This is a genomic window from Mameliella sp. MMSF_3455 (assembly GCF_030733205.1).
GTDB lineage: Bacteria > Pseudomonadota > Alphaproteobacteria > Rhodobacterales > Rhodobacteraceae > Antarctobacter.
Window position 1 is genome coordinate 62,572 of record NZ_JASHJL010000018.1, and the last position, 18,162, is coordinate 80,733.

At 63.5% G+C, this 18,162-nt stretch carries 19 protein-coding genes; 10 read left to right on the forward strand and 9 right to left on the reverse strand.

Annotated features, from left to right (window positions below; genetic code table 11):
* Nucleotide 1: 1 nt before the first annotated feature.
* From secF to RBB42_RS14745, 9 genes are all read left to right on the forward strand, one after another.
* Complete coding sequence (secF, locus tag RBB42_RS14705; protein WP_305971139.1) at nt 2-970, forward strand: protein translocase subunit SecF; 969 nt, start codon at nt 2-4, stop codon at nt 968-970.
* Nucleotides 963-1,712, forward strand: a complete 750-nt coding sequence (locus RBB42_RS14710; RefSeq protein ID WP_305971140.1) for a sulfite exporter TauE/SafE family protein — start codon at nt 963-965, stop codon at nt 1,710-1,712. The genes secF and RBB42_RS14710 overlap by 8 nt, the downstream gene beginning before the upstream one ends.
* Nucleotides 1,713-1,721: 9 nt before the next feature.
* On the forward strand, nt 1,722-2,075 hold the full coding sequence (locus RBB42_RS14715) for an Mth938-like domain-containing protein (RefSeq protein WP_305971141.1): 354 nt from the start codon (nt 1,722-1,724) through the stop codon (nt 2,073-2,075).
* 179 nt (nt 2,076-2,254) lie between these two features.
* Nucleotides 2,255-2,869, forward strand: a complete 615-nt coding sequence (ccmA, locus tag RBB42_RS14720) for a heme ABC exporter ATP-binding protein CcmA (RefSeq protein ID WP_305971142.1) — start codon at nt 2,255-2,257, stop codon at nt 2,867-2,869.
* A complete protein-coding gene (ccmB, locus tag RBB42_RS14725) occupies nt 2,866-3,522 on the forward strand; it encodes a heme exporter protein CcmB (RefSeq protein WP_069208533.1) in 657 nt (218 codons plus the stop codon). The genes ccmA and ccmB overlap by 4 nt, the downstream gene beginning before the upstream one ends.
* 71 nt (nt 3,523-3,593) lie before the next feature.
* Nucleotides 3,594-4,343 carry a heme ABC transporter permease CcmC gene (gene ccmC / locus RBB42_RS14730; RefSeq protein ID WP_305971143.1) on the forward strand — a complete coding sequence of 250 codons (750 nt, stop codon included), beginning with the start codon at nt 3,594-3,596 and terminating at the stop codon, nt 4,341-4,343.
* On the forward strand, nt 4,340-4,498 hold the full coding sequence (gene ccmD / locus RBB42_RS14735; RefSeq protein ID WP_305971144.1) for a heme exporter protein CcmD: 159 nt from the start codon (nt 4,340-4,342) through the stop codon (nt 4,496-4,498). The genes ccmC and ccmD overlap by 4 nt, the downstream gene beginning before the upstream one ends.
* Nucleotides 4,491-5,030 (forward strand): DsbE family thiol:disulfide interchange protein, encoded by a 540-nt coding sequence (locus RBB42_RS14740; RefSeq protein WP_305971145.1) that lies wholly within the window; start codon nt 4,491-4,493, stop codon nt 5,028-5,030. Before ccmD ends, RBB42_RS14740 begins: the two co-directional genes overlap by 8 nt.
* A gap of 98 nt (nt 5,031-5,128) precedes the next feature.
* Nucleotides 5,129-5,971 (forward strand): cytochrome C, encoded by an 843-nt coding sequence (locus tag RBB42_RS14745; RefSeq protein WP_305971146.1) that lies wholly within the window; start codon nt 5,129-5,131, stop codon nt 5,969-5,971.
* 34 nt (nt 5,972-6,005) lie between these two features.
* Here the strand turns inward: RBB42_RS14745 and RBB42_RS14750 are convergent, their stop codons facing one another.
* From RBB42_RS14750 to acnA, 7 genes are all read right to left on the reverse strand, one after another.
* Nucleotides 6,006-6,146: a hypothetical protein gene (locus RBB42_RS14750; RefSeq protein ID WP_305971147.1), complete on the reverse strand. Its 141-nt coding sequence runs from the start codon at nt 6,144-6,146 to the stop codon at nt 6,006-6,008.
* A gap of 328 nt (nt 6,147-6,474) precedes the next feature.
* Nucleotides 6,475-7,416: a Hint domain-containing protein gene (locus RBB42_RS14755; RefSeq protein ID WP_306043721.1), complete on the reverse strand. Its 942-nt coding sequence runs from the start codon at nt 7,414-7,416 to the stop codon at nt 6,475-6,477.
* A gap of 972 nt (nt 7,417-8,388) precedes the next feature.
* A complete protein-coding gene (locus RBB42_RS14760; protein ID WP_305972161.1) occupies nt 8,389-9,255 on the reverse strand; it encodes a Hint domain-containing protein in 867 nt (288 codons plus the stop codon).
* A gap of 122 nt (nt 9,256-9,377) precedes the next feature.
* On the reverse strand, nt 9,378-9,713 hold the full coding sequence (locus RBB42_RS14765) for a TM2 domain-containing protein (RefSeq protein WP_305972162.1): 336 nt from the start codon (nt 9,711-9,713) through the stop codon (nt 9,378-9,380).
* Between the two features lie 119 nt (nt 9,714-9,832).
* Nucleotides 9,833-10,762, reverse strand: coding sequence for a Hint domain-containing protein (locus RBB42_RS14770; protein WP_305972163.1), 930 nt, complete (start codon nt 10,760-10,762; stop codon nt 9,833-9,835).
* A 301-nt stretch (nt 10,763-11,063) separates the two neighbouring features.
* Complete coding sequence (locus RBB42_RS14775; RefSeq protein ID WP_305972164.1) at nt 11,064-11,939, reverse strand: Hint domain-containing protein; 876 nt, start codon at nt 11,937-11,939, stop codon at nt 11,064-11,066.
* 206 nt (nt 11,940-12,145) lie between these two features.
* Nucleotides 12,146-14,905: an aconitate hydratase AcnA gene (gene acnA / locus RBB42_RS14780; protein ID WP_305972165.1), complete on the reverse strand. Its 2,760-nt coding sequence runs from the start codon at nt 14,903-14,905 to the stop codon at nt 12,146-12,148.
* 309 nt (nt 14,906-15,214) lie between these two features.
* Here acnA and RBB42_RS14785 point away from each other — a divergent pair, with 309 nt between their 5' ends.
* Nucleotides 15,215-15,910, forward strand: coding sequence for a DUF1223 domain-containing protein (locus tag RBB42_RS14785; protein WP_305972166.1), 696 nt, complete (start codon nt 15,215-15,217; stop codon nt 15,908-15,910).
* Here RBB42_RS14785 and RBB42_RS14790 read toward each other — a convergent pair.
* Both RBB42_RS14790 and RBB42_RS14795 read right to left on the reverse strand, forming a co-directional pair.
* Complete coding sequence (locus RBB42_RS14790; RefSeq protein ID WP_305972167.1) at nt 15,880-16,848, reverse strand: lysophospholipid acyltransferase family protein; 969 nt, start codon at nt 16,846-16,848, stop codon at nt 15,880-15,882. The two genes, RBB42_RS14785 and RBB42_RS14790, sit on opposite strands and share 31 nt — an antisense overlap.
* 68 nt (nt 16,849-16,916) lie before the next feature.
* Nucleotides 16,917-17,969, reverse strand: a complete 1,053-nt coding sequence (locus RBB42_RS14795; protein WP_305972168.1) for a flagellar motor switch protein FliG — start codon at nt 17,967-17,969, stop codon at nt 16,917-16,919.
* Between the last annotated feature and the right edge of the window lie 193 nt (nt 17,970-18,162).

Genomic DNA, 18,162 nt, shown 5'->3' on the forward strand with positions numbered 1-18,162 from the left:
CATGCGCCTGAGACTGGTACCCCAACAGACCAACTTCGATTTCTTTTCGCGGCCGGTGCTCTGGCTGGGCATCTCGGCCTTCCTGATCCTGCTGGCGCTGGCCAGCTTCGGGGTGCGTGGGCTGAACTACGGCATCGACTTTCGCGGCGGCACCACCATTCGGACCGAAAGCGCGCAGCCGGTGGACGTGGGCGCCTATCGTGACGCGCTGGCGGCACTGGAGTTGGGCGACGTCGTGATCTCCGAGGTCTTCGACCCGAACTTCGGCCCGGAACAGAACGTCGCCATGATCCGCATCGGCGCGCAGGACGGCGAGGAGGCGGTCAGCACCGAGGTGATCGAGACCGCCGAGGCGGCACTGCTGGAAATCTCTCCGGACATCAAGTTCGTCTCGGTCGAATCCGTCGGCCCCAAGGTCTCGGGCGAGTTGATCCGCACGGCGGCCATCGCCGTGGCCCTGGCGATCGGGGCGGTGCTGATCTACATCTGGCTACGCTTCGAATGGCAGTTCGCCTTGGGTGCGGTCGTGGCGCTTGTACATGACGTGATCCTGACGATCGGCATCTTCTCCGAGCTTCAGATCCGGTTCGACCTGGCGATCATCGCGGCGCTGCTGACCATCGTCGGCTATTCTCTGAACGATACGGTCGTGGTCTTCGACCGGGTGCGCGAGAACCTGATCAAGTACAAGTCCAAGGACCTCAAGGAGGTGCTCAACCTCTCGATCAACGAGACGCTGAGCCGGACTTTCATGACGTCCGCCACGACGCTGCTGGCGCTGATCGCGCTGCTGGTGCTGGGCGGCGACGTGATCCGCGGCTTTGTCTTTGCGATGACCTGGGGCGTGATCGTCGGCACCTATTCGTCGATCTTCGTGGCCTCGATCATGCTGCTGCGCCTTGGCGTGAAGCGCGACTGGTCCAAGCCCTCGGACACCACCGGGAACCAGTTCGGCGACATTGATGCCTGACGCATGGTTCAGCCTGTCTCCGATGGAGACGGGCTGGATTGTCCTGGCGGCTTTTCTCGCCGGGTTGGTGCGTGGCTTTACCGGCTTCGGCTCGGGGCTGGTTTTCCTGCCGGTGGCGGCACAGGTTCTGCCCCCTTTCGGCGCAATCCTCACGATGACCCTGATGGACCTGTTCGGTCCATTGCCGATTCTGCGCCGCGCCTGGAATGACGTGGATCGCGGCGACCTGGGCCGGTTGGTGCTTGGCTGCCTGTTGTGTCTGTCGCTGGGACTCTGGGCGCTGACCCGAATCCCACCCGAGATCTTTCAAATCGCCGTTGGCCTGCTGGCACTTGCGATGCTGGGGATCCTGTCGCTTGGGCTGCGCTATCGCGGCACGGTCCGGCGGCGGATGGTGACGGGTATCGGAGGCGCGGCCGGGGTTCTGGGCGGCGTGGCGGGCCTGCCGGGGCCGCCGGTGATCCTGTTCTACATGTCGCGGCCGCTTCCGGTGCGGATCATCCGCGCGACGATTCTGCTGTTTCTCCTGTCCTATGACCTGCTGCTGGTGGGCTACATGGGCGCTTTCGGCAGGCTGGAACCGGGCTTTGCCCTTTTGGGGTTGTTCATGGCGCTGCCGAACATGGCGGGCAACATGCTGGGAGGATGGCTGTTCCGACCGGAGCGGGAGCGTTTCTACCGCGGCATCGCCTATGTCCTGATCGCACTGGCGGCCTTGTCCGGCCTGCCCATTTGGGAGTAGGAAGCCACCATGCGACTGAACGAGATCACATTCACCGATGCGCTGCCGGTCGACGGCTATGGTCCCGGCTTCTTCCGTGTCGGCGGCGAGGTTCACGAAGGCGCTCTGCTGATCTGGGATCGGGGCCGTGCCGATTGGGGCGGGCTCGAGGATCACGAGACGCTGTTGAGCATGATCGGCCATGTCGACGTGATCTTTGTCGGAACGGGCGCAGAGACCGCGCATCTGCCCAAGGCCCTGCGCGACCGGCTGGAAGAGGCCGGGCTGGGCGTCGAGGCAATGAATTCGCCCTCGGCCTGCCGCACTTACAACGTCCTCTTGAGCGAAGGCCGCCGGGTGGCACTGGCCGCATTGCCGGTCTGAGCGCCGCGCTTGGGGGCAGTTGCGGGTGGGGGCTCTGCCCCCGTCTCCCTTCGATCGACTCCCCCGGAGTATTTCAGGCCCAAAGAAACAGGCACCCGCGCAAAGGCGGTGCAGGGCATCGCGTCGCGGCGCGCGCTTGGGGCTTTTGCGGGCGCGCGCGCTGGGGTAAGCCGCAAGGCATGGAATTGACGGCAAGCGATCTGACGGTGGCCCGGGGCGGCGTGCCGGTGCTGGACGGGGTGAGCTTTGCGCTGGCACCGGGCCGGGCGCTGGTGCTGCGGGGGCCCAACGGCGCGGGCAAGACGACGCTTTTGCGTACCGTGGCGGGATTGCAGCCGGCACTGGCCGGAGAGGTTAGCGGCGCCGGAGAGCGCATCACCTATGCCGGGCACGCGGACGGGCTGAAATCCATGCTCAGCGTGGGGGAGAACCTGCACTTCTGGGCGCGGGTCTTTGGCACCGAGGGGATCGGCACGGCGCTGTCCGCCTTCAACCTGGAAACGCTGGAGGACCGGCTGGCAGGCACGCTTTCCGCGGGGCAGAAGCGGCGGCTGGGGCTGGCGCGGCTGATGGTCACCGGGCGGCCCGTCTGGGTTCTGGATGAACCGACCGTCTCGCTGGATACCGCATCGGTCGCCCTGTTCGCCGAGGCGGTGCGCGCGCACCTGGGGCAGGGCGGGTCGGCACTGATGGCCACCCATATCGACCTGGGCATTCCCGAGGCGGATGATTTCGACGTGACGCCTTATCGTGCACAACCGCGCGCGGCGCTACAGGACGAGGCCTTTCTGTGATCGCGCTTTTGACACGCGACCTGAGGCTGGCGGTGCGGGCCGGAGGCGGGTTCGGCCTTGGCCTGGCTTTCTTCCTGATCGTGACCGTGCTCGTGCCTTTCGGCGTTGGACCGCAGACCGACCTGTTGACCCGGATCGCGCCGGGGATCCTTTGGATCGGCGCGCTCTTGGCCTGCCTGCTCTCGCTCGACCGGATCTTTGCGCTGGATTGGGAGGACGGCTCGCTTGATCTGCTCGCCACCGCGCCGCTGCCGATGGAGGGCATTGTCAGCGTCAAGGCGCTGGCGCATTGGATCACCACGGGCCTGCCGCTGGTGCTGGCCGCGCCGGCGCTGGGGGTGCTGCTCAACCTGGCCGGGCCGGGCTACCTGTGGCTGTTTGTCAGCCTGGCGCTTGGCACGCCCGCGCTGTCGGTCATCGGCACCTTCGGCGCGGCGCTGACCGTGGGGCTGAAACGCGGTGGTCTTCTGATGTCGCTGCTGGTGCTGCCGCTTTACGTGCCTACGCTGATCTTTGGTGCCGAGGTCGCGCGGCGCGGGGCCGAGGGGCTGGCGGTGCAGACGCCGCTCCTCATGCTGGCGGGGATCAGTTTCGGTGTCGCGGCGCTTTTGCCCTTTGCCAGCGCGGCGGTCCTGCGGATCAACCTAAGGTGAGCGCGCGCCCGTGACGTATTGCGCCCGCACGATATTTGCGCTGTAACCCTGCGAGAGGGAGGCCAAGGACCATGTCGATCTGGGAATACGCCAATCCGGTCAAGTTCATCCGCACCGCGGATGTGCTCTTGCCCTGGGTGACGGTGGCCGCGGTGATCTGCCTTGTCACCGGGCTGGTCTGGGGGTTCTTCTTCACGCCCGAGGATTTCCGGCAAGGCTCGACCGTCAAGATCATCTATCTGCATGTGCCCGCCGCGATGATGGCGATCAATGCCTGGCTGATGATGCTATTGGCCTCGTTGATCTGGATCGTGCGGCGTCACCATGTCAGCGCACTGGCCGCCCGCGCCGCGGCGCCCATCGGCGCGACGATGACGGTGATCGGTCTTGTCACCGGTGCGATCTGGGGGCAGCCCATGTGGGGCACCTGGTGGGCCTGGGACCCGCGCCTGACGGTCTTCCTGATCCTCTTCCTGTTCTACCTTGGCTACATGGCGCTCTGGGAGGCGATCGAGGACGACGACACCGCCGCCGACCTGACCTCGATCCTCTGCCTCGTCGGCTCGGTCTTTGCGCTGCTCAGCCGCTACGCGGTGCAATTCTGGAACCAGGGTCTGCACCAGGGCTCGTCGGTGCTGCGCGCGGGGGCAGTGACGGGAACGGACACCACCGAGAAGGTCTCGAACGTCTATTTCATGCCGCTTCTGGTGTCCGGGATCGGGTTCGTCCTTCTGTTCCTGGCGCTGGTCCTGCTGCGGACACAGACGGAAATCCGGGCACGCCGGTCGCGCGCCCTTCTGGCACGGGAGCGCAGCGCATGATGCCGGAACTGGGAAAATACGCGGGCACGGTGCTGTCGTCCTACGCGGTTTCGCTGGTCCTGATCGTTCTGTTGATCGTGGTCAGCGTGCTGCGGTCGCGCCGGGTCAAGGCAGAGTTGCAGCGCATCGAGGAGCGACAGAAGAAGAATGGCTAAGGTTTCTCCCCTCATGGTGGCGCCGCCGCTGATCTTTGCGGCACTTGGCGCGCTGTTCTATCTCGGCCTTGGGCGCGAGGATCCGGACAAGCTGGAATCCATGTTCGAGGGCAAGCCCGCGCCGGCCATGACCGATGCCGCGCTGCCGGGCTATCCGGCGATCACGCCAGAGATTCTGGCGGGCGGAGAGGTGACCGTTGTCAACTTCTGGGCCAGCTGGTGCCCGCCCTGCCGGGCCGAACATCCCGTCCTGCTGCAAATGCGCAAAGAGGGCATCCGTGTCGTCGGCGTCAACTTCAAGGACCAGGCGGGCAACGCCACCAAGTACCTGACCGATGACGGCAATCCCTTCATGGCGGTGGCCTTTGACCCGGCTGGGCGCACGGCGATCGACTGGGGCGTGACCGGCCCGCCAGAGACCTTCATTCTGGACGGAGACGGCACCGTGTTGTTCAAGTTCGTCGGCCCGCTTGTCGGCTCGGACTATGAACAGAGGTTCCTGCCAGAGCTGAACCAGGCCCTTGGCCGCTAAAAGATTTCCCTGAGGAACTTCTTTGGAAGGCGCTACACTCGCCCCGCGTGCGAGTCGTTTGTCTACAAAAAAAGAAGCGATTTTCCAGGGAGAAGACCATGTTTCGACGATTGACAGGCCTGGGCCTGGCGCTGGCGATGTCCGGGGCCACGGCGCAGGCAGAGCCAAGCCTCGACCGCGGCCGCTATCTGGTCGAAGGACCGGCGGGCTGCGGCAACTGCCACACACCGATGGGACCGCAGGGCCCGGTGATGGATCAGAACCTGGCCGGACGGCTGGTGGACAAGAACCCGGCCTTTACTGCCATTGCGCCCAACATCACGCCCGCCGGTGCCGTGGCGGGCTGGACCGATGTCGAACTGGCGCGGGCGATCCGCGAGGGGCTGCGCCCCGATGGCACGATCATCGGCCCGCCGATGCCTTTTCCCATGTACCGGGGCCTGTCGGATGACGACGTGATGAGCATGGTGATGTATCTGCGCACCGTGCCCGCTGTCGAGAATGATCCGGGCAAGAGCACCTACAACATCCCGCTGCCACCGGCCTATGGCCCGCCCATCGACAGCGTGCCCCACCCCCAGCAGGCGGTAACCGTCGAATACGGCGCCTACTTGGCCGGGCCGGTGGCGCATTGCATGGAATGCCATACCCCGATGGGAGAGAAGGGGCCGATGCTGGACACCCGCCTGGGCGCTGGCGGCTTTGAATTCCACGGCCCCTGGGGCACATCGGTTGCCGCCAACCTGACCTCGCATGAAGACGGGCTGGCAGGTTATACCGACGCCGAACTGGCCGACATGATCGTCAAGGGAGTGCGGCCCGATGGCAGCCCGATGATGCCACCGATGCCCTATGGATACCTTGCGCGGATGACGGGGGACGACCTCTCGGCCATCATCCTCTACCTGCGCAGCCTGCCGCCATTGCCCGACGCGGGCTGAACCGGACATTCAGACCGGAAAAAGGGACCTGTGATCACAGATCGCAGGCCTCTACCTGTGCGGTGGCCTGCTGGGGGGCGACGCAGGATCGTGTGCTGTCGTCCTGATCGGCATAGGCACCGATCACTGCCAACATCAGCAAGGCTGCGGCCTGGAGAATGGTCAGGGTTTTCATGAGTCTGCCTCGTTTGTCTTTCTGGCCAAGACATGGGGTTTCGAGGCTGAATTACAGGGGGAATTGCGTGTTGCGCAGGTCAGGAAATCCGCCAGTGCGCAGGATATGCGCGGAAACCTGCAAATTTGTCCGTGAAATGAGCATCCCTCGGCCGATCCGCAGTTTGGCGCAGGATGGGCGCCTTGCGAGCGCGGACACTTCGGGCCGGTAAAAGGACTTGGCTACCTGGCGCCAATAATAAAGAAACGGACCCTGCGAAAAATCGCAGAGCCCGTCCAGAGTGCCTGTTGTACGTAACGCTCCTCGGAAGACTAGGGCGTATTGGGGGTCAGGCGCTCTTGCGGAACTGGGTGACAGGGGGGGTCATACCCAGTTTCGCGCGCAGCTGTGCGGGCAGCATCCGGCTGGAGGAAACGCGCGGCTTGCACATTTCCGGGATCAGGCGTTCCACACCATCGTAGAGCGCGACGTATTCTTCGTAGTTGTCGAAGTTCTTGCGCGCTGCGTAGTCGACGAAGGTTTCTGCCGCCGCACCGTTGGCAATGATCTCTTCATGGCTTTCGGTTTCGACATGGTAGACCTTGAAGCGGGCACCCAATTCCGAAGCCGGCACAAAGTCGATGGTCGAACCGTTGACCAGGGCCGAGGCATTCACGACCAGTCCGTCGATGATCATGCCGTGATCGGCCGTCACGGTCAGGTCGCTGTGGGGCAGGCCATCGCCAAGCGCGCCGGCGCTGATGCGCACCATCTGCCTGGATGCTTCGCCAAGGACGCCGTTCAGCGTCTGGACGCCCAGCCATTTGACCGTGGTTTCCGAACCGTCTGCGGTAAGGATCTTGTCGCCGATGGACAGGTCCTCGACCTTGCGCTCACCTTCGGGGGTGGCGATCAGCGTGCCGTCCGCAAAGCAGTAGGCATAGTCACCGGTGCTGGTCAGGTCGAAGGTGGTGGTGACAGCGCCCAGGGCAGGCTTGCCTTCCGGGAACCAGAAATAGGTCTGACCGCCGGCGTCGAACGCAACGAAGGGTTTGGGGTCAAGCAGGCCAAGAACCGATGCGGTCCCATGGCCGATGTAGTCGATGGGATCGCCGTTGAACGTGGTGATGCCGTCGTCCGTCTGCTCGAACGTGTCGTTGGCATCGGTGATCGATGCGGGCGACTCCGGGCTGCTGAAGTCCAGCAATGTTGTCGGGTTGATCAACTGGCCGACGGACAGACCGATCAGGCTGCCATCGGTATAGACATCATCAAGGTTTATCGTGGACATGAAATTCTCCTATTCGTCACACCTGATCGACCAGGACTCTGAACAGCCCCGTCTTGAAAACACGCCCTTGAACGCCCCGAAGATTGCCCCTCGCACCTTCGGGAAGGTCTAGACTAGCTCCCTCTATACGAGAGTTAGCCCGGCGGTTTTCCGACAGTCAATGCAAAAAACTGCATTTTGGACTAAGAGTTTAAATATACTTTTGGATGTGTCCTATACACATGCGGTTAAGCCTTTAAGTGTACATTTATGCTGCATGATGGATAATGGGTTGATTTTACCAGTTGGTCACAAAATATTTGCATGAATGTCATGATTGTCCTGCCTGCCTGCCTTCAACACGCTTTTCTGCGGCAATTCCGAATAGAGGAATTGTCAACTCCTCCTAAAGTAGTATGGGATGAGGTGTGACTTCTGGGGTTATGGACCTGCGGTACAAGATCGTGTCATGAAGTATTGATATAGGGATTCCGGGCATGGGGTGCGCGAAGGCCGCGTCCAACGTAAGGCCCGACGTCTTGACCCGTGACGACACCGGAGGAGTGACCTCGGGGACAAGCGGGCGTTGGCCGCCACGACGCAGGGGCATCGTCTGAACGCCGCCGGGCGGGGTGGTCTCTGCGTGCACTCCCTCACGAGGACGATCACACGCCGATGAAGATGTGACGCCGGAAGAGGTACAGGTGCTTGTTCTGGGACTGGTGCCTGTGGCCAGGCAGTCGGCAAATGCCTCCGCCGCTACTTGCGGAAAACTGGCGGCGATGTGACTCGGCCCGGACGGTGGACATGGGGCGCGACGTCCGGGCGTTGATCGACCTGCCGCAGATGGATTGTTATTGGGGCGACTCGCCGGATCGAAACCGAAATCCGGAACTCGGGCAAACCCGGTCATCCGTTTTCATCAGGACCGAAAGACCCCGCCAACCATAAGGGTGACGGGGTCTGTCAATCGTCAAAAAGGGGTGGGCGCTATCAGGCGCTGTGCCGCAGCCCTGGCGAAAGGCGCACCTCTGCAGGGAGCATCCTCGCGGACGAGACCCGGGGCAGGGGCATTTCCGGGATGATCCGCTCGACCCCATATAGCTCCAGGTACTGGTCGAAATTGTCGAAGGCGCGGCGGTCGCGGTAGTCGATGAAGGTTTCCGAGGGCGCGCCATTGGCAAGGATCACGTCATGGGCCTCTGTCTCGACATGGTAGACGGTGAGGCGCGTGGACAGGTCCGCGACGGACACCCGGTTGATCGTGTCCCCGTTGACAAGCGCGGCGGCATTGATCACCCGGCCATCCAGAACCATGCCGTGATCGGCGGTCAGGGTCAGGTCACTGTGGGGCAGACCGTGCCCCAGGGCGCCGGCGCGAATGCGGACCAGCCGGGCCTGCGTGGCGCGCAGGCTTTGCCGACCGACCCATCGGACCGGGACCACATTGCCCGCCGCCGTCAGGACGGTGGCGCCTATGTCCAGCATCTCGACCGGGGTCTCACCTTCCGGGGTGGCGATGCGGGTGCCGGCGGCAAAGCAGTAGGTGTAGGTCGTATCCGAAGAGGCCGCCACGACGCCCGGCCCCAGGCTGGGATCGTTCGAAGCGACATAGGCGGAGGAGCCGTTGAACAGGACCGGATCGCCGTCGACGGTCAGCCCCAACAATTCATAGGGACCGCTGGTCAGCACGCTGGACACGGTCCATGTGACATTGTCGCCAACTGCGGTGCTGGTGTCGTTGAGGCCGTCCGCGCCGTCACTGACGGTTGATGAAATGGCGTTCGGCCCCTGCAGCTGATAATTGCCGAGGCCGTCGACCCCGCCGACGACATAGATATGGGTAAAGCTTTGCGACACGATACAATCCTCTGGAACCAAAAGTAACAAGCGGGCGGGTGTCCGCAGGTTAGGTTCGATTCCCGGTCGCAATCAAGGGGGCGCCGCGCGAAACTTCGCAGGCGCCCCGATGTCGGGGAGCGTCAGTCAGCCCGTGTTGTCAGGGCGACTTCGCTTGCGATCCGTGTACGCTTGGCCTCGGCGTCCTGTGCGATGATCGGGCCGATGCGGAAGGCGTCGACAATCCACCAGATCACGAAGGCCAGCAGCATCGGGATCCCGATGATGAAATAGGCCAGCAGCAGCCCGCCCCAGAACAGGATCATCTGGACAATGGCAGTGCCGGCGCGGCCCAGGTAAAAGCGATGGGCCGAAAACCCGCTGAGAAAGAACCATAGCAGATAGGCCGTGGTCGAGGACTTCTTTTCGTTGGCCAGTTTTTGTTCGACCAGCATTTGCTGTTGCGTGGAAAGTTCCAATCCGGGTCTCCTGGGAGTCTGAAATGCATATGAACATGCTCGATGCAGGGGAAATACGGCATGAATATGGGAGCAATGGGGAAAAGCCCCCAAAATCTGCATGTCCTGCCGCGTGTCTGTCAGGCGCTGATCGCGGCGCCCCTGTCGGTGGGGAGACGTCCGATGCCGAGGCGCACCCTTGTATCCATCGGCAAATGCCGGGCGCTGGAAATCCGGGGCGCGGGCATCTCGGGAATGATCCGCTCACAACCATACAAGTCCAGGTACTCGTCGAAATTGTCAAAGGCGCGGCGGTCGCGGTAGTCGATGAAGGATTCCGAAGGTGCGCCGTTGGCAAGGATCACGTCGTGGTTCTCAGTTTCGACGTGGTAGACGGTGAAGCTGTCCTCCAGTTCGGCCAGCGGGACCCAGTCGATCGTCGTGCCGTTCACCAGCGCCGAGGCGTTGATGACATGTCCATCCAGAACCATGCCATGATCGGCGGTCACGGTCAGGTCGGCGTCGGGCAGGCCATCGCCCAGGGCACCTGCACGGATGCGGACGGGTTGCGCGCCCTGACGCGAGAGCAGGGGCCGGACCGTCTGGCGCCCAATCCACTTGACCGGCACCTGGCGGCCATCGGCCGTGGCGATCAGGTCCCCGATCTTCAGGCATTCGACGGCTGCATCGCCTTGGGGGGTCTTGATCCGGGTGCCGGGCAGGAAGCACATCAGAGATATGTCGGCGGAGGAAACGCCCGTGTAGCTTTCGATTGACGTAAACACTTCTGCCGTCGGCGTGGAGCCATCCAAGGGGATGAGATAGATGGTCGAGGGTGTCTGGACGGCGCAGACGGAAACGGGGCCGCTGACACTCAAAGTGATATCGACTATTTCTATATATGTGATCGCTTCGCCGCCCACGCTATCCCCAACGGCGAGTGTCCCGCTATCATCGACATCCGTAAAGGTAAGGACAGAGGCGATCAGGTCTTCGCCGAGGGACAGACTAGTCGGCGAGGTATCCGTGGGGGTGCTTTCCCATACGATGACAGTATGTTCGGTCGGCATACTCTTTACTCTTTGTTAATAATTAACAGTGGCACCTTAAGACAGGAGCTTTGAGGGGCAAAGAAAAATCCGTGTTCGTTCGCATTGCGCGCGTACCGGGATGCCGACCTCAATCAGGGCGAAGACTACGGCCCGCCCGTTTCGGTGCTCGTTTCTGCTTTCAGATGATCATGAGGCGATCTGCGATGCCCGGCCCGAGTCCCACCCCGGTGCCGAATGCGACTTGGCCAGGTTGCCCGGCGCGTCGTGCCGCAGGCCGCCCTGTTCGATACATCTCGGTTTCATTCCGAACGCGATCCGATTAGGCGCACCACGCCTTTTGCCGGGTGGATGGGGCGTCGGTTCCGGCCAGGCGATTCTTGATGGCCTGCGGGACCAGGCGGGCGCTGGAAATCCGGGGGGCGGGCATTTCGGGAATGATCCGCTCGCAGCCAAACAGGTCCAGGTACTCGTCGAAATTGTCAAAGGCGCGGCGGTCGCGGTAGTCGATGAACGTCTCGGCAGGCGCGCCATTGGCGAGGATCACGTCATGCACTTCGGTTTCGACGTGGTAGACGGTGTAGCTGCCGCCCAGTTCCGCGCTCTGCACCCAGTTGATGCTGTCGCCGTTCACAAGCGCGGACGCGTTGATGACGTATCCGTCCAGCACCATGCCGTGGTCGGCGGTCACGGTCAGGTCGGCATTTGGCAGTCCATGGCCAAGCGAGCCTGCGCGAAGCCTGACCAATTGCCGCTTCGACGCAGCAAATGCCGTGCGTACCGTCTGACGCCCAATCCATTTCACGGGAACACAGCGGCCATCCTCCGTCAGGATGTAGCCGCCGATGGTTAGATCCTCGACAGCGGCCGTGCCGTCAGGGGTCGAAATCCGCGTTCCGGCCGCGAAACAGAAGAGATGAGCGCCCGAAGTCGCCCCCGGAAAACTCGCCGGGGGAGTAACCCATCCCGGACCGGGGTTGTACACGTGATGCGAGCCATCGGGACGCTGGAACACCGGCATTTCAATGCCACCGACCGTGATGGTGCCCACGTAATCGTTGGTCGAAAAGGTCTGATCGCCGGTTTCGAACTGGTCGTCGTTGTCTTCATCCGCAAGGGATCCGCCAGCGATGGAATTGTTGATTTGCGTTCCTGCCGGATCATAGACGAAATCCTGCACGTAATTGAAATCGGACATTTTTCCCCACAATATTGGATAAACACCGGCACGTTACTGCAACAGTTGGCAACGTCAATCGGATTTGAATCCAAAGCTGTGGGCGGACAGTAAGCCGTCATTTCCCGGAGCTATCGAGTGAAAAGGGGGGACGCCGGGCGGGCCGAATCCCGGGCATAAAAAAGGGCGCCCGAAGGCGCCCTTTCTGTATACGTTGATCGGTCAGATCATTCCGCCGCTATGGGCTCTTGCGCGAGGTTGCGCAGCACGTAGTGCAACACGCCGCCGTGTTCGATGTATTCCACCTCGATGGCGGTATCGATCCGGCACTTCAGCGTGATCTCCTTGGTCGAACCGTCCGTGTAGGTGATGGTGCAGGGCACCTCCTGCAGCGGCTGAACGGTGTCCAGACCGGTGATCGAGACGCTTTCGTCGCCGGTCAGACCCAGCGACTTGCGGGTGTCGCCGCCGGTGAACTCGAACGGGATGACGCCCATGCCGACCAGGTTCGAGCGGTGGATACGCTCGAAGGATTCAGCGATGACCGCCTTCACGCCCAGCAGCGCCGTGCCCTTGGCCGCCCAGTCGCGCGAGGAGCCCGCGCCGTACTGTTCGCCGCCGAAGATCACCAGCGGGGTGCCAGCGTCCTTGTAGGCCATGGCCGCGTCGAAGATCGAGGTCTGGTCGCCGTCGGGGCCCTTGGTATAGCCGCCTTCGACGCCGTCCAGCATCTCGTTCTTGATGCGGATGTTGGCAAAGGTGCCGCGCATCATGACCTCGTGGTTGCCGCGGCGCGACCCGTAGGAGTTGAACTCGCGCACCGGAACCTGACGCTCGACCAGGTACTTACCGGCGGGGGTGGTTTCCTTGAAGGAACCGGCTGGAGAGATGTGGTCGGTGGTGATCATGTCCCCCAGCAGTGCCAGGACGCGCGCGCCCTCGATGTTGGTGATGGCGCCCTTTTCCTTGCCCATGCCCTGGAAGTAGGGCGGGTTCTGGATGTAGGTCGAGGTCGCCGGCCAGTCATAGGTTTCCTGCTGCGGAACCTCGACGCCCTGCCACTTCTCGTCACCCTTGAACACATCGGCGTACTTGGACTGGAACGCCTCGCGGGTCACGGTCTGCTCGACCAGCTCGGCCACTTCCTGCGTGGTCGGCCAGATGTCTTTCAGGTAGACGTCCTTGCCGTCCGGCGTCTGGCCGATCGGTTCGCTGGTGATGTCGATGTTCATGTCACCGGCCAGCGCGTAGACCACGACCAGCGGCGGCGAGGCCAGGTAGTTGGCGCGCACGTCCGGCGAGATCCGGCCTTCGAAGTTGCGGTTGCCCGACAGGACCGAGGTTGCGATCAGGTCGTTCTCGTTGATCGACTTCGAGATCTCCGGCTGGAGCGGGCCCGAGTTGCCGATGCAGGTGGTGCAGCCATAGCCGACGAGGTTGAAGCCGACCTTGTCCAGGTCTTCCTGCAGGCCGGCGGCCTCCAGGTAGGCGGAGACGACCTGCGACCCCGGGGCCAGCGAGGTCTTGACCCAGGGCTTGCGGGTCAGGCCAAGCGCCGCGGCCTTGCGTGCCACCAGGCCCGCGCCGATCATGACGTAGGGGTTCGAGGTGTTGGTGCAGGAGGTGATCGAGGCGATCACGACCGAGCCGTCACGCAGCTCATAGTCCTCACCCTCGACCTTGGCGGTCTTGTGGACGTTGACCGGCTTGGTTGCGGCAGGGCCTTCGGCCGCCATGTCCTTGGCATCACCCGAAATGTCGATGCCGCGGAAATCGGCCACGACCTTTTCGAACGAGGTGGCTGCCGCGGTCAGGGCAACGTAGTCCTGCGGACGCTTGGGGCCGGAGATGGCCGGAACGATGGTGCCCATGTCCAGTTCCAGCGTGTCGGTGTAAACCGGGTCGTAGTCCGCGTCACGCCACATGCCGTTTTCCTTGGCATAGGCTTCGACCAGCGCGATCCGGTCCTCGTCGCGACCGGTGTTGCGCAGGTAGCGCAGGGTTTCGCCGTCGATCGGGAAGAAGCCGCAGGTGGCGCCGTATTCCGGGGCCATGTTGGCGATGGTGGCGCGGTCCGCCAGCGGCAGCTTGTCGAGGCCGTCGCCGTAGAATTCCACGAACTTGCCGACCACGCCCTTGGCGCGCAGCATTTCCACGACCTTCAGCACGAGGTCGGTACCGGTGGTGCCTTCGACCATCGCACCGGTCAGCTTGAAGCCGACGACCTCGGGGATCAGCATCGAGATCGGCTGACCCAGCATCGCGGCCTCGGCCTCGATGCCGCCCACGCCCCAGCCCAGAACGGCCGCGCCGTTGACCATCGTGGTGTGGCTGTCGGTGCCGACCAGCGTGTCGGGGTAGGCGACGGTTACGCCGTTCTGGTCCTCGTCGGTCCAGACGGTCTGGCTGAGGTATTCCAGGTTGACCTGGTGGCAGATGCCGGTGCCCGGGGGCACGACGCGGAAGTTGTTGAACGCGGTCTGGCCCCACTTGAGGAACGTGTAACGCTCCATGTTGCGCTCGTACTCGCGGTCCACGTTCATCTGGAAGGCGCGCGGGTTGCCGAATTCGTCGATCATGACCGAGTGGTCGATGACCAGGTCGACGGGGTTCAGCGGGTTGATCTTCTGCGCGTCGCCGCCCAGGGCCTTGATGCCGTCGCGCATGGCGGCCAGGTCGACCACGGCGGGAACGCCGGTAAAGTCCTGCATCAGCACGCGCGCCGGGCGGTAGGCAAGTTCACGGTCGCCCTTGCCGCCGTTCTTGGCCCAGTCGCTGAACGCCTTGATGTCGTCCTGGGTGACGGTCTTTCCGTCCTCGAAGCGCAGCATGTTCTCGAGCACCACCTTAAGCGCGGCGGGCAGTTTCGAGAAATCGCCAAGGCCGGCAGCCTCGGCTGCGGGGATCGAGTAATAGGCGACGGTCTTGCCGCCGGCTTCGAGCGTCTTGCGCGTGCCCGCGCTGTCATGGCCTACGGTGATGGTCATGGGCAATGCCTCCGATGGGGTGACGAAAGGATTTCTTGGCACCCTCATGCCGAAAGCGGGTGAGTCAATCAAGGGGGGTGCGTCGTTTTTGTATACCGTTGCACACAATTTTGCCCGACTGGGCGGGCGAACCCGTGCAACGTGGTCCGTGTGGCCCCCTGTTTCTGCGCCCTGATGGCCGTATATACGCGGGTGTGACGGGTGTTGGCGGGGCAAAACCTGTCACGCAATCTCCCAAAACCTTGATTGGCGTTCGAGAACGCGCTTGGGTAGACCCGGATGGGGGAACGAGACAAGGGCAAGGCATTCATGCGCAGGATTGCAGGTATCGTGGCGGCGGGCTGGATCGCGCTGGCAGGGGCGGTTTCCGCCCAGGACAATCCGGTCGTGGTTGAGCTCTTTACCTCGCAGGGCTGCTCCTCTTGCCCGCCAGCCGACGCGATCCTTGCCGAACTCAGCGACCGCGAGGACGTGATCGCCCTGGCACTGCACGTCGACTACTGGGACTACATCGGCTGGCAGGATGTTTTTGCCCAGCATGCCTTCACCCGGCGGCAAAAGGCCTATGCCCGTACTGGCGGCTGGAAGATGATCTACACGCCGCAGATGGTGGTGAACGGCGAGGACGATGTTGTCGGTTCGCGCCCGATGAAGCTCTCCAAGCTGATCCGCAAACACGCCGAGCGTCCCTCGCACGTCAATCTCTCGGTGCAGCGCGACGGAGCCAGCATCGCGATCCGGGCCGAGGCCCTGACCGACGCGCGGCCCTGCGATATTCACGTCGTGCGCTACGATCCCTCCGAAGAGGTGACCATCACCCGTGGAGAGAACGCCGGCCACACGCTGACCTATACCAACATCGCCCGTCGTTGGGATGTCGTCGCCCGCTGGGACGGGACCGGCATCTACGAGGGCCGAGTCGAGGTGGGGCAGGATGCGCCGGTGGTCGTGCTGGTGCAGGACCCCGAGAACGGTCACATCGTGGCGGCGGCCCGTTTGCGCTGACGTTTCATCTGGCGCTTGGGTTTCCAGCGCCGGTGGGTCCACATCCATTGCCCCGGATCGTCCTTGATCCGCGCTTCCAGCCGCCGTGTCGCCTCGCGCATCATCTCGACCGGATCGCCGTGTTCGATCGGGTCTTCGAGGATGGTGTCAAAGCCGTAATGGTCCGCGCGGCGGATGCCGAAATAGGGGATCAGCAGCGCCCCGGTCTTGAGCGCGATATCTGCCGGAGAGGTCACGGTCGGGGCCGGCTGGCCAAGGAAATCGATGGGCACGCCAGAGCCGTCGAAGACGTCGAAGACCATCGCCAGCACGCCGCCGCCGCGCACATGCCGCAGCAGCGCCTTCAGCCCGCCGGGGCCCTGCACAAAGACCGGCTCTGCCACGTCGCGGTAGTTCTGGACGTAGCGGGCGTTGGAATAGGGGTTCGACATGGCCCGCAACAGGCCGCCCACCTCGTAGCCCCGCGCGACCAGCGCGCAGCGCGCACAGATCGGGTTGCCGTAGTGGCCCGAGAGCAGCAGCACCGGCCGCCCCTCGGCCCGGGCCTGTTTAAAGGCGGGCAGTCCGGGACCACCCACCGGGTAGGCGGCGCCCCGCTGCAGCATCTCGGCCGGGTCGTAGTTCTCGATGAAGGCCCGGGCGAGGTTGTCGATCGCGGCATCGGCGATGCGGCGCTTTTCCTCGGGCGGCGTGCCGGGCCAGACATGGTCGATATTGGCCTCGACGCGGTCATAGTATCCCAGCGCCGGAGCGACGGCCCGCCGCACGATCCAGCTGGCCAGGTTCAGCCGGCTGCGTACGGGCAAGAGGCGCAGCGCGCCCACAAAGAGGTTCAGCCCGATATCTGACAGGCGGTCCGGCCATGTGCCCCGGGCCGCCTCCTGATTCGGACCGGCCTTGCCTGTGTTCCGTGTCTTTTCCGTGTCCTTGCCGCTCACCCGGGGGCCCTCGTACAGATCGTCCCCGTTCTATGCAGGGCGATGCCGGGCGGCAAGGGGCGCGGGCATCACTCTTCGTCGGGGGCCACCAGCTCGATCTCGCCCGACGAGACGAGGTCGCGGATCGCGCTGATCACTGCCGCCATCGCCTTTTCGCCAACCGAGGTCTTGACCTCGCCCAGGCCAGAGACCTCCTCGCGCAGGTTCTCGCCCAGGCGCTTGGACATGTTGGCATAGAGGAATTCGACCGCCTTGCTCTCTTCCGGGGATCCCTGCATCGCCGCCGCCAGTGCCAGTGCCATGGTGTCCGGCGGCACGTCGCGGGTGATCTTGGGCACGTCCATCGGGTTCAGCCGTTCGGGGATGTTGGCGAAGGTAAAGATCGCCTTGCGCACCGCCTCTGCAAAGGCCGCGTCCTCCTGCTCGAGGTTCTGCAGCAGTTCCTCGCGCACGGCGGTGTTGGAATAGTTCAGGATCGCGCCCAGCCGTTCGTCGGGCCGCGCCTTGAAGGCCTTGGGCGGTTCGGCGTCGATCTGCGCCGCCAGGCTGAGGCCGATCCGGTCCACCGCGTCGGGCGTCACGCCGGTGGTCATCGAGACCGCATAGGAAATCCGCCGCGCCTTGTCGCCGGGCAGTTTCGCCAGCACCTGCGCCGCCTTGCCGACGGCGATCTTGGACATCATGACGGCGGCGATCTCGGTGCTTTCGGACATCACCAGCGTCTTGATCTGGTCCACTTCCAGCGCGTTGATCCGCGCCCAGGGATCGCCGGTCTGGCGCACCCCGGCCTCCTTGCGCAGGCGCATGGCGGTGTGCGGATTGATCTTGCCGTCAAGCGCGGTCAGCGCACCGGCCATGTCGCCGGGAAACGCCAGGCCAACCGATTCGAGCTCATTCGAGAATTCCTCGACCACGGCATTCAGCGTCTCGCGGTCGACGTAGCGCATATTGCCCAAGAGCATCGTCAGTTCGGCCTGGTATTCGTCGGGCAAAGCGGCAAGGGGCACATCCGCGCCCTCGTTCAGCAGGAATTGCACGATGATGGCGGCCTTGGCCTTGCGGCTGAGACGGGGCTTGCCACCGATGGCGGACGGGGCAGGCAGGGCAGCGAGTGCGGACATCCGGTTCTTTCCGACCTTGTTGTTGCGCTATGGCCAAGGGGTAACGCCACAAGGTTTCCGGTCCGTTAAGCCCAATGCTCGAAGAAGCCGCAGGAAACCCCTGCAATTGTTGGAAAAATGCCCGGCCACGTTAAGCCGCTGTCAAGCTTTGGCGGCAGGACCCGCCATGAAACAAGACGGGCAGCCCGATGGG

Excerpts from the sequence above, each read along its gene's own strand:
- secF (WP_305971139.1), top strand. The coding sequence starts at position 2 with ATGCGCCTGAGACTGGTACCCCAACAGACCAACTTCGATTTCTTTTCG.
- RBB42_RS14710 (WP_305971140.1), top strand. The coding sequence starts at position 963 with ATGCCTGACGCATGGTTCAGCCTGTCTCCGATGGAGACGGGCTGGATT.
- RBB42_RS14715 (WP_305971141.1), top strand. The coding sequence starts at position 1,722 with ATGCGACTGAACGAGATCACATTCACCGATGCGCTGCCGGTCGACGGC.
- ccmA (WP_305971142.1), top strand. The coding sequence starts at position 2,255 with ATGGAATTGACGGCAAGCGATCTGACGGTGGCCCGGGGCGGCGTGCCG.
- ccmC (WP_305971143.1), top strand. The coding sequence starts at position 3,594 with ATGTCGATCTGGGAATACGCCAATCCGGTCAAGTTCATCCGCACCGCG.
- ccmD (WP_305971144.1), top strand. The coding sequence starts at position 4,340 with ATGATGCCGGAACTGGGAAAATACGCGGGCACGGTGCTGTCGTCCTAC.
- RBB42_RS14740 (WP_305971145.1), top strand. The coding sequence starts at position 4,491 with ATGGCTAAGGTTTCTCCCCTCATGGTGGCGCCGCCGCTGATCTTTGCG.
- RBB42_RS14745 (WP_305971146.1), top strand. The coding sequence starts at position 5,129 with ATGTTTCGACGATTGACAGGCCTGGGCCTGGCGCTGGCGATGTCCGGG.
- RBB42_RS14750 (WP_305971147.1), bottom strand. The coding sequence starts at position 6,146 with ATGAAAACCCTGACCATTCTCCAGGCCGCAGCCTTGCTGATGTTGGCA.
- RBB42_RS14755 (WP_306043721.1), bottom strand. The coding sequence starts at position 7,416 with ATGTCCACGATAAACCTTGATGATGTCTATACCGATGGCAGCCTGATC.
- RBB42_RS14770 (WP_305972163.1), bottom strand. The coding sequence starts at position 10,762 with ATGCCGACCGAACATACTGTCATCGTATGGGAAAGCACCCCCACGGAT.
- RBB42_RS14775 (WP_305972164.1), bottom strand. The coding sequence starts at position 11,939 with ATGTCCGATTTCAATTACGTGCAGGATTTCGTCTATGATCCGGCAGGA.
- acnA (WP_305972165.1), bottom strand. The coding sequence starts at position 14,905 with ATGACCATCACCGTAGGCCATGACAGCGCGGGCACGCGCAAGACGCTC.
- RBB42_RS14785 (WP_305972166.1), top strand. The coding sequence starts at position 15,215 with ATGCGCAGGATTGCAGGTATCGTGGCGGCGGGCTGGATCGCGCTGGCA.
- RBB42_RS14795 (WP_305972168.1), bottom strand. The coding sequence starts at position 17,969 with ATGTCCGCACTCGCTGCCCTGCCTGCCCCGTCCGCCATCGGTGGCAAG.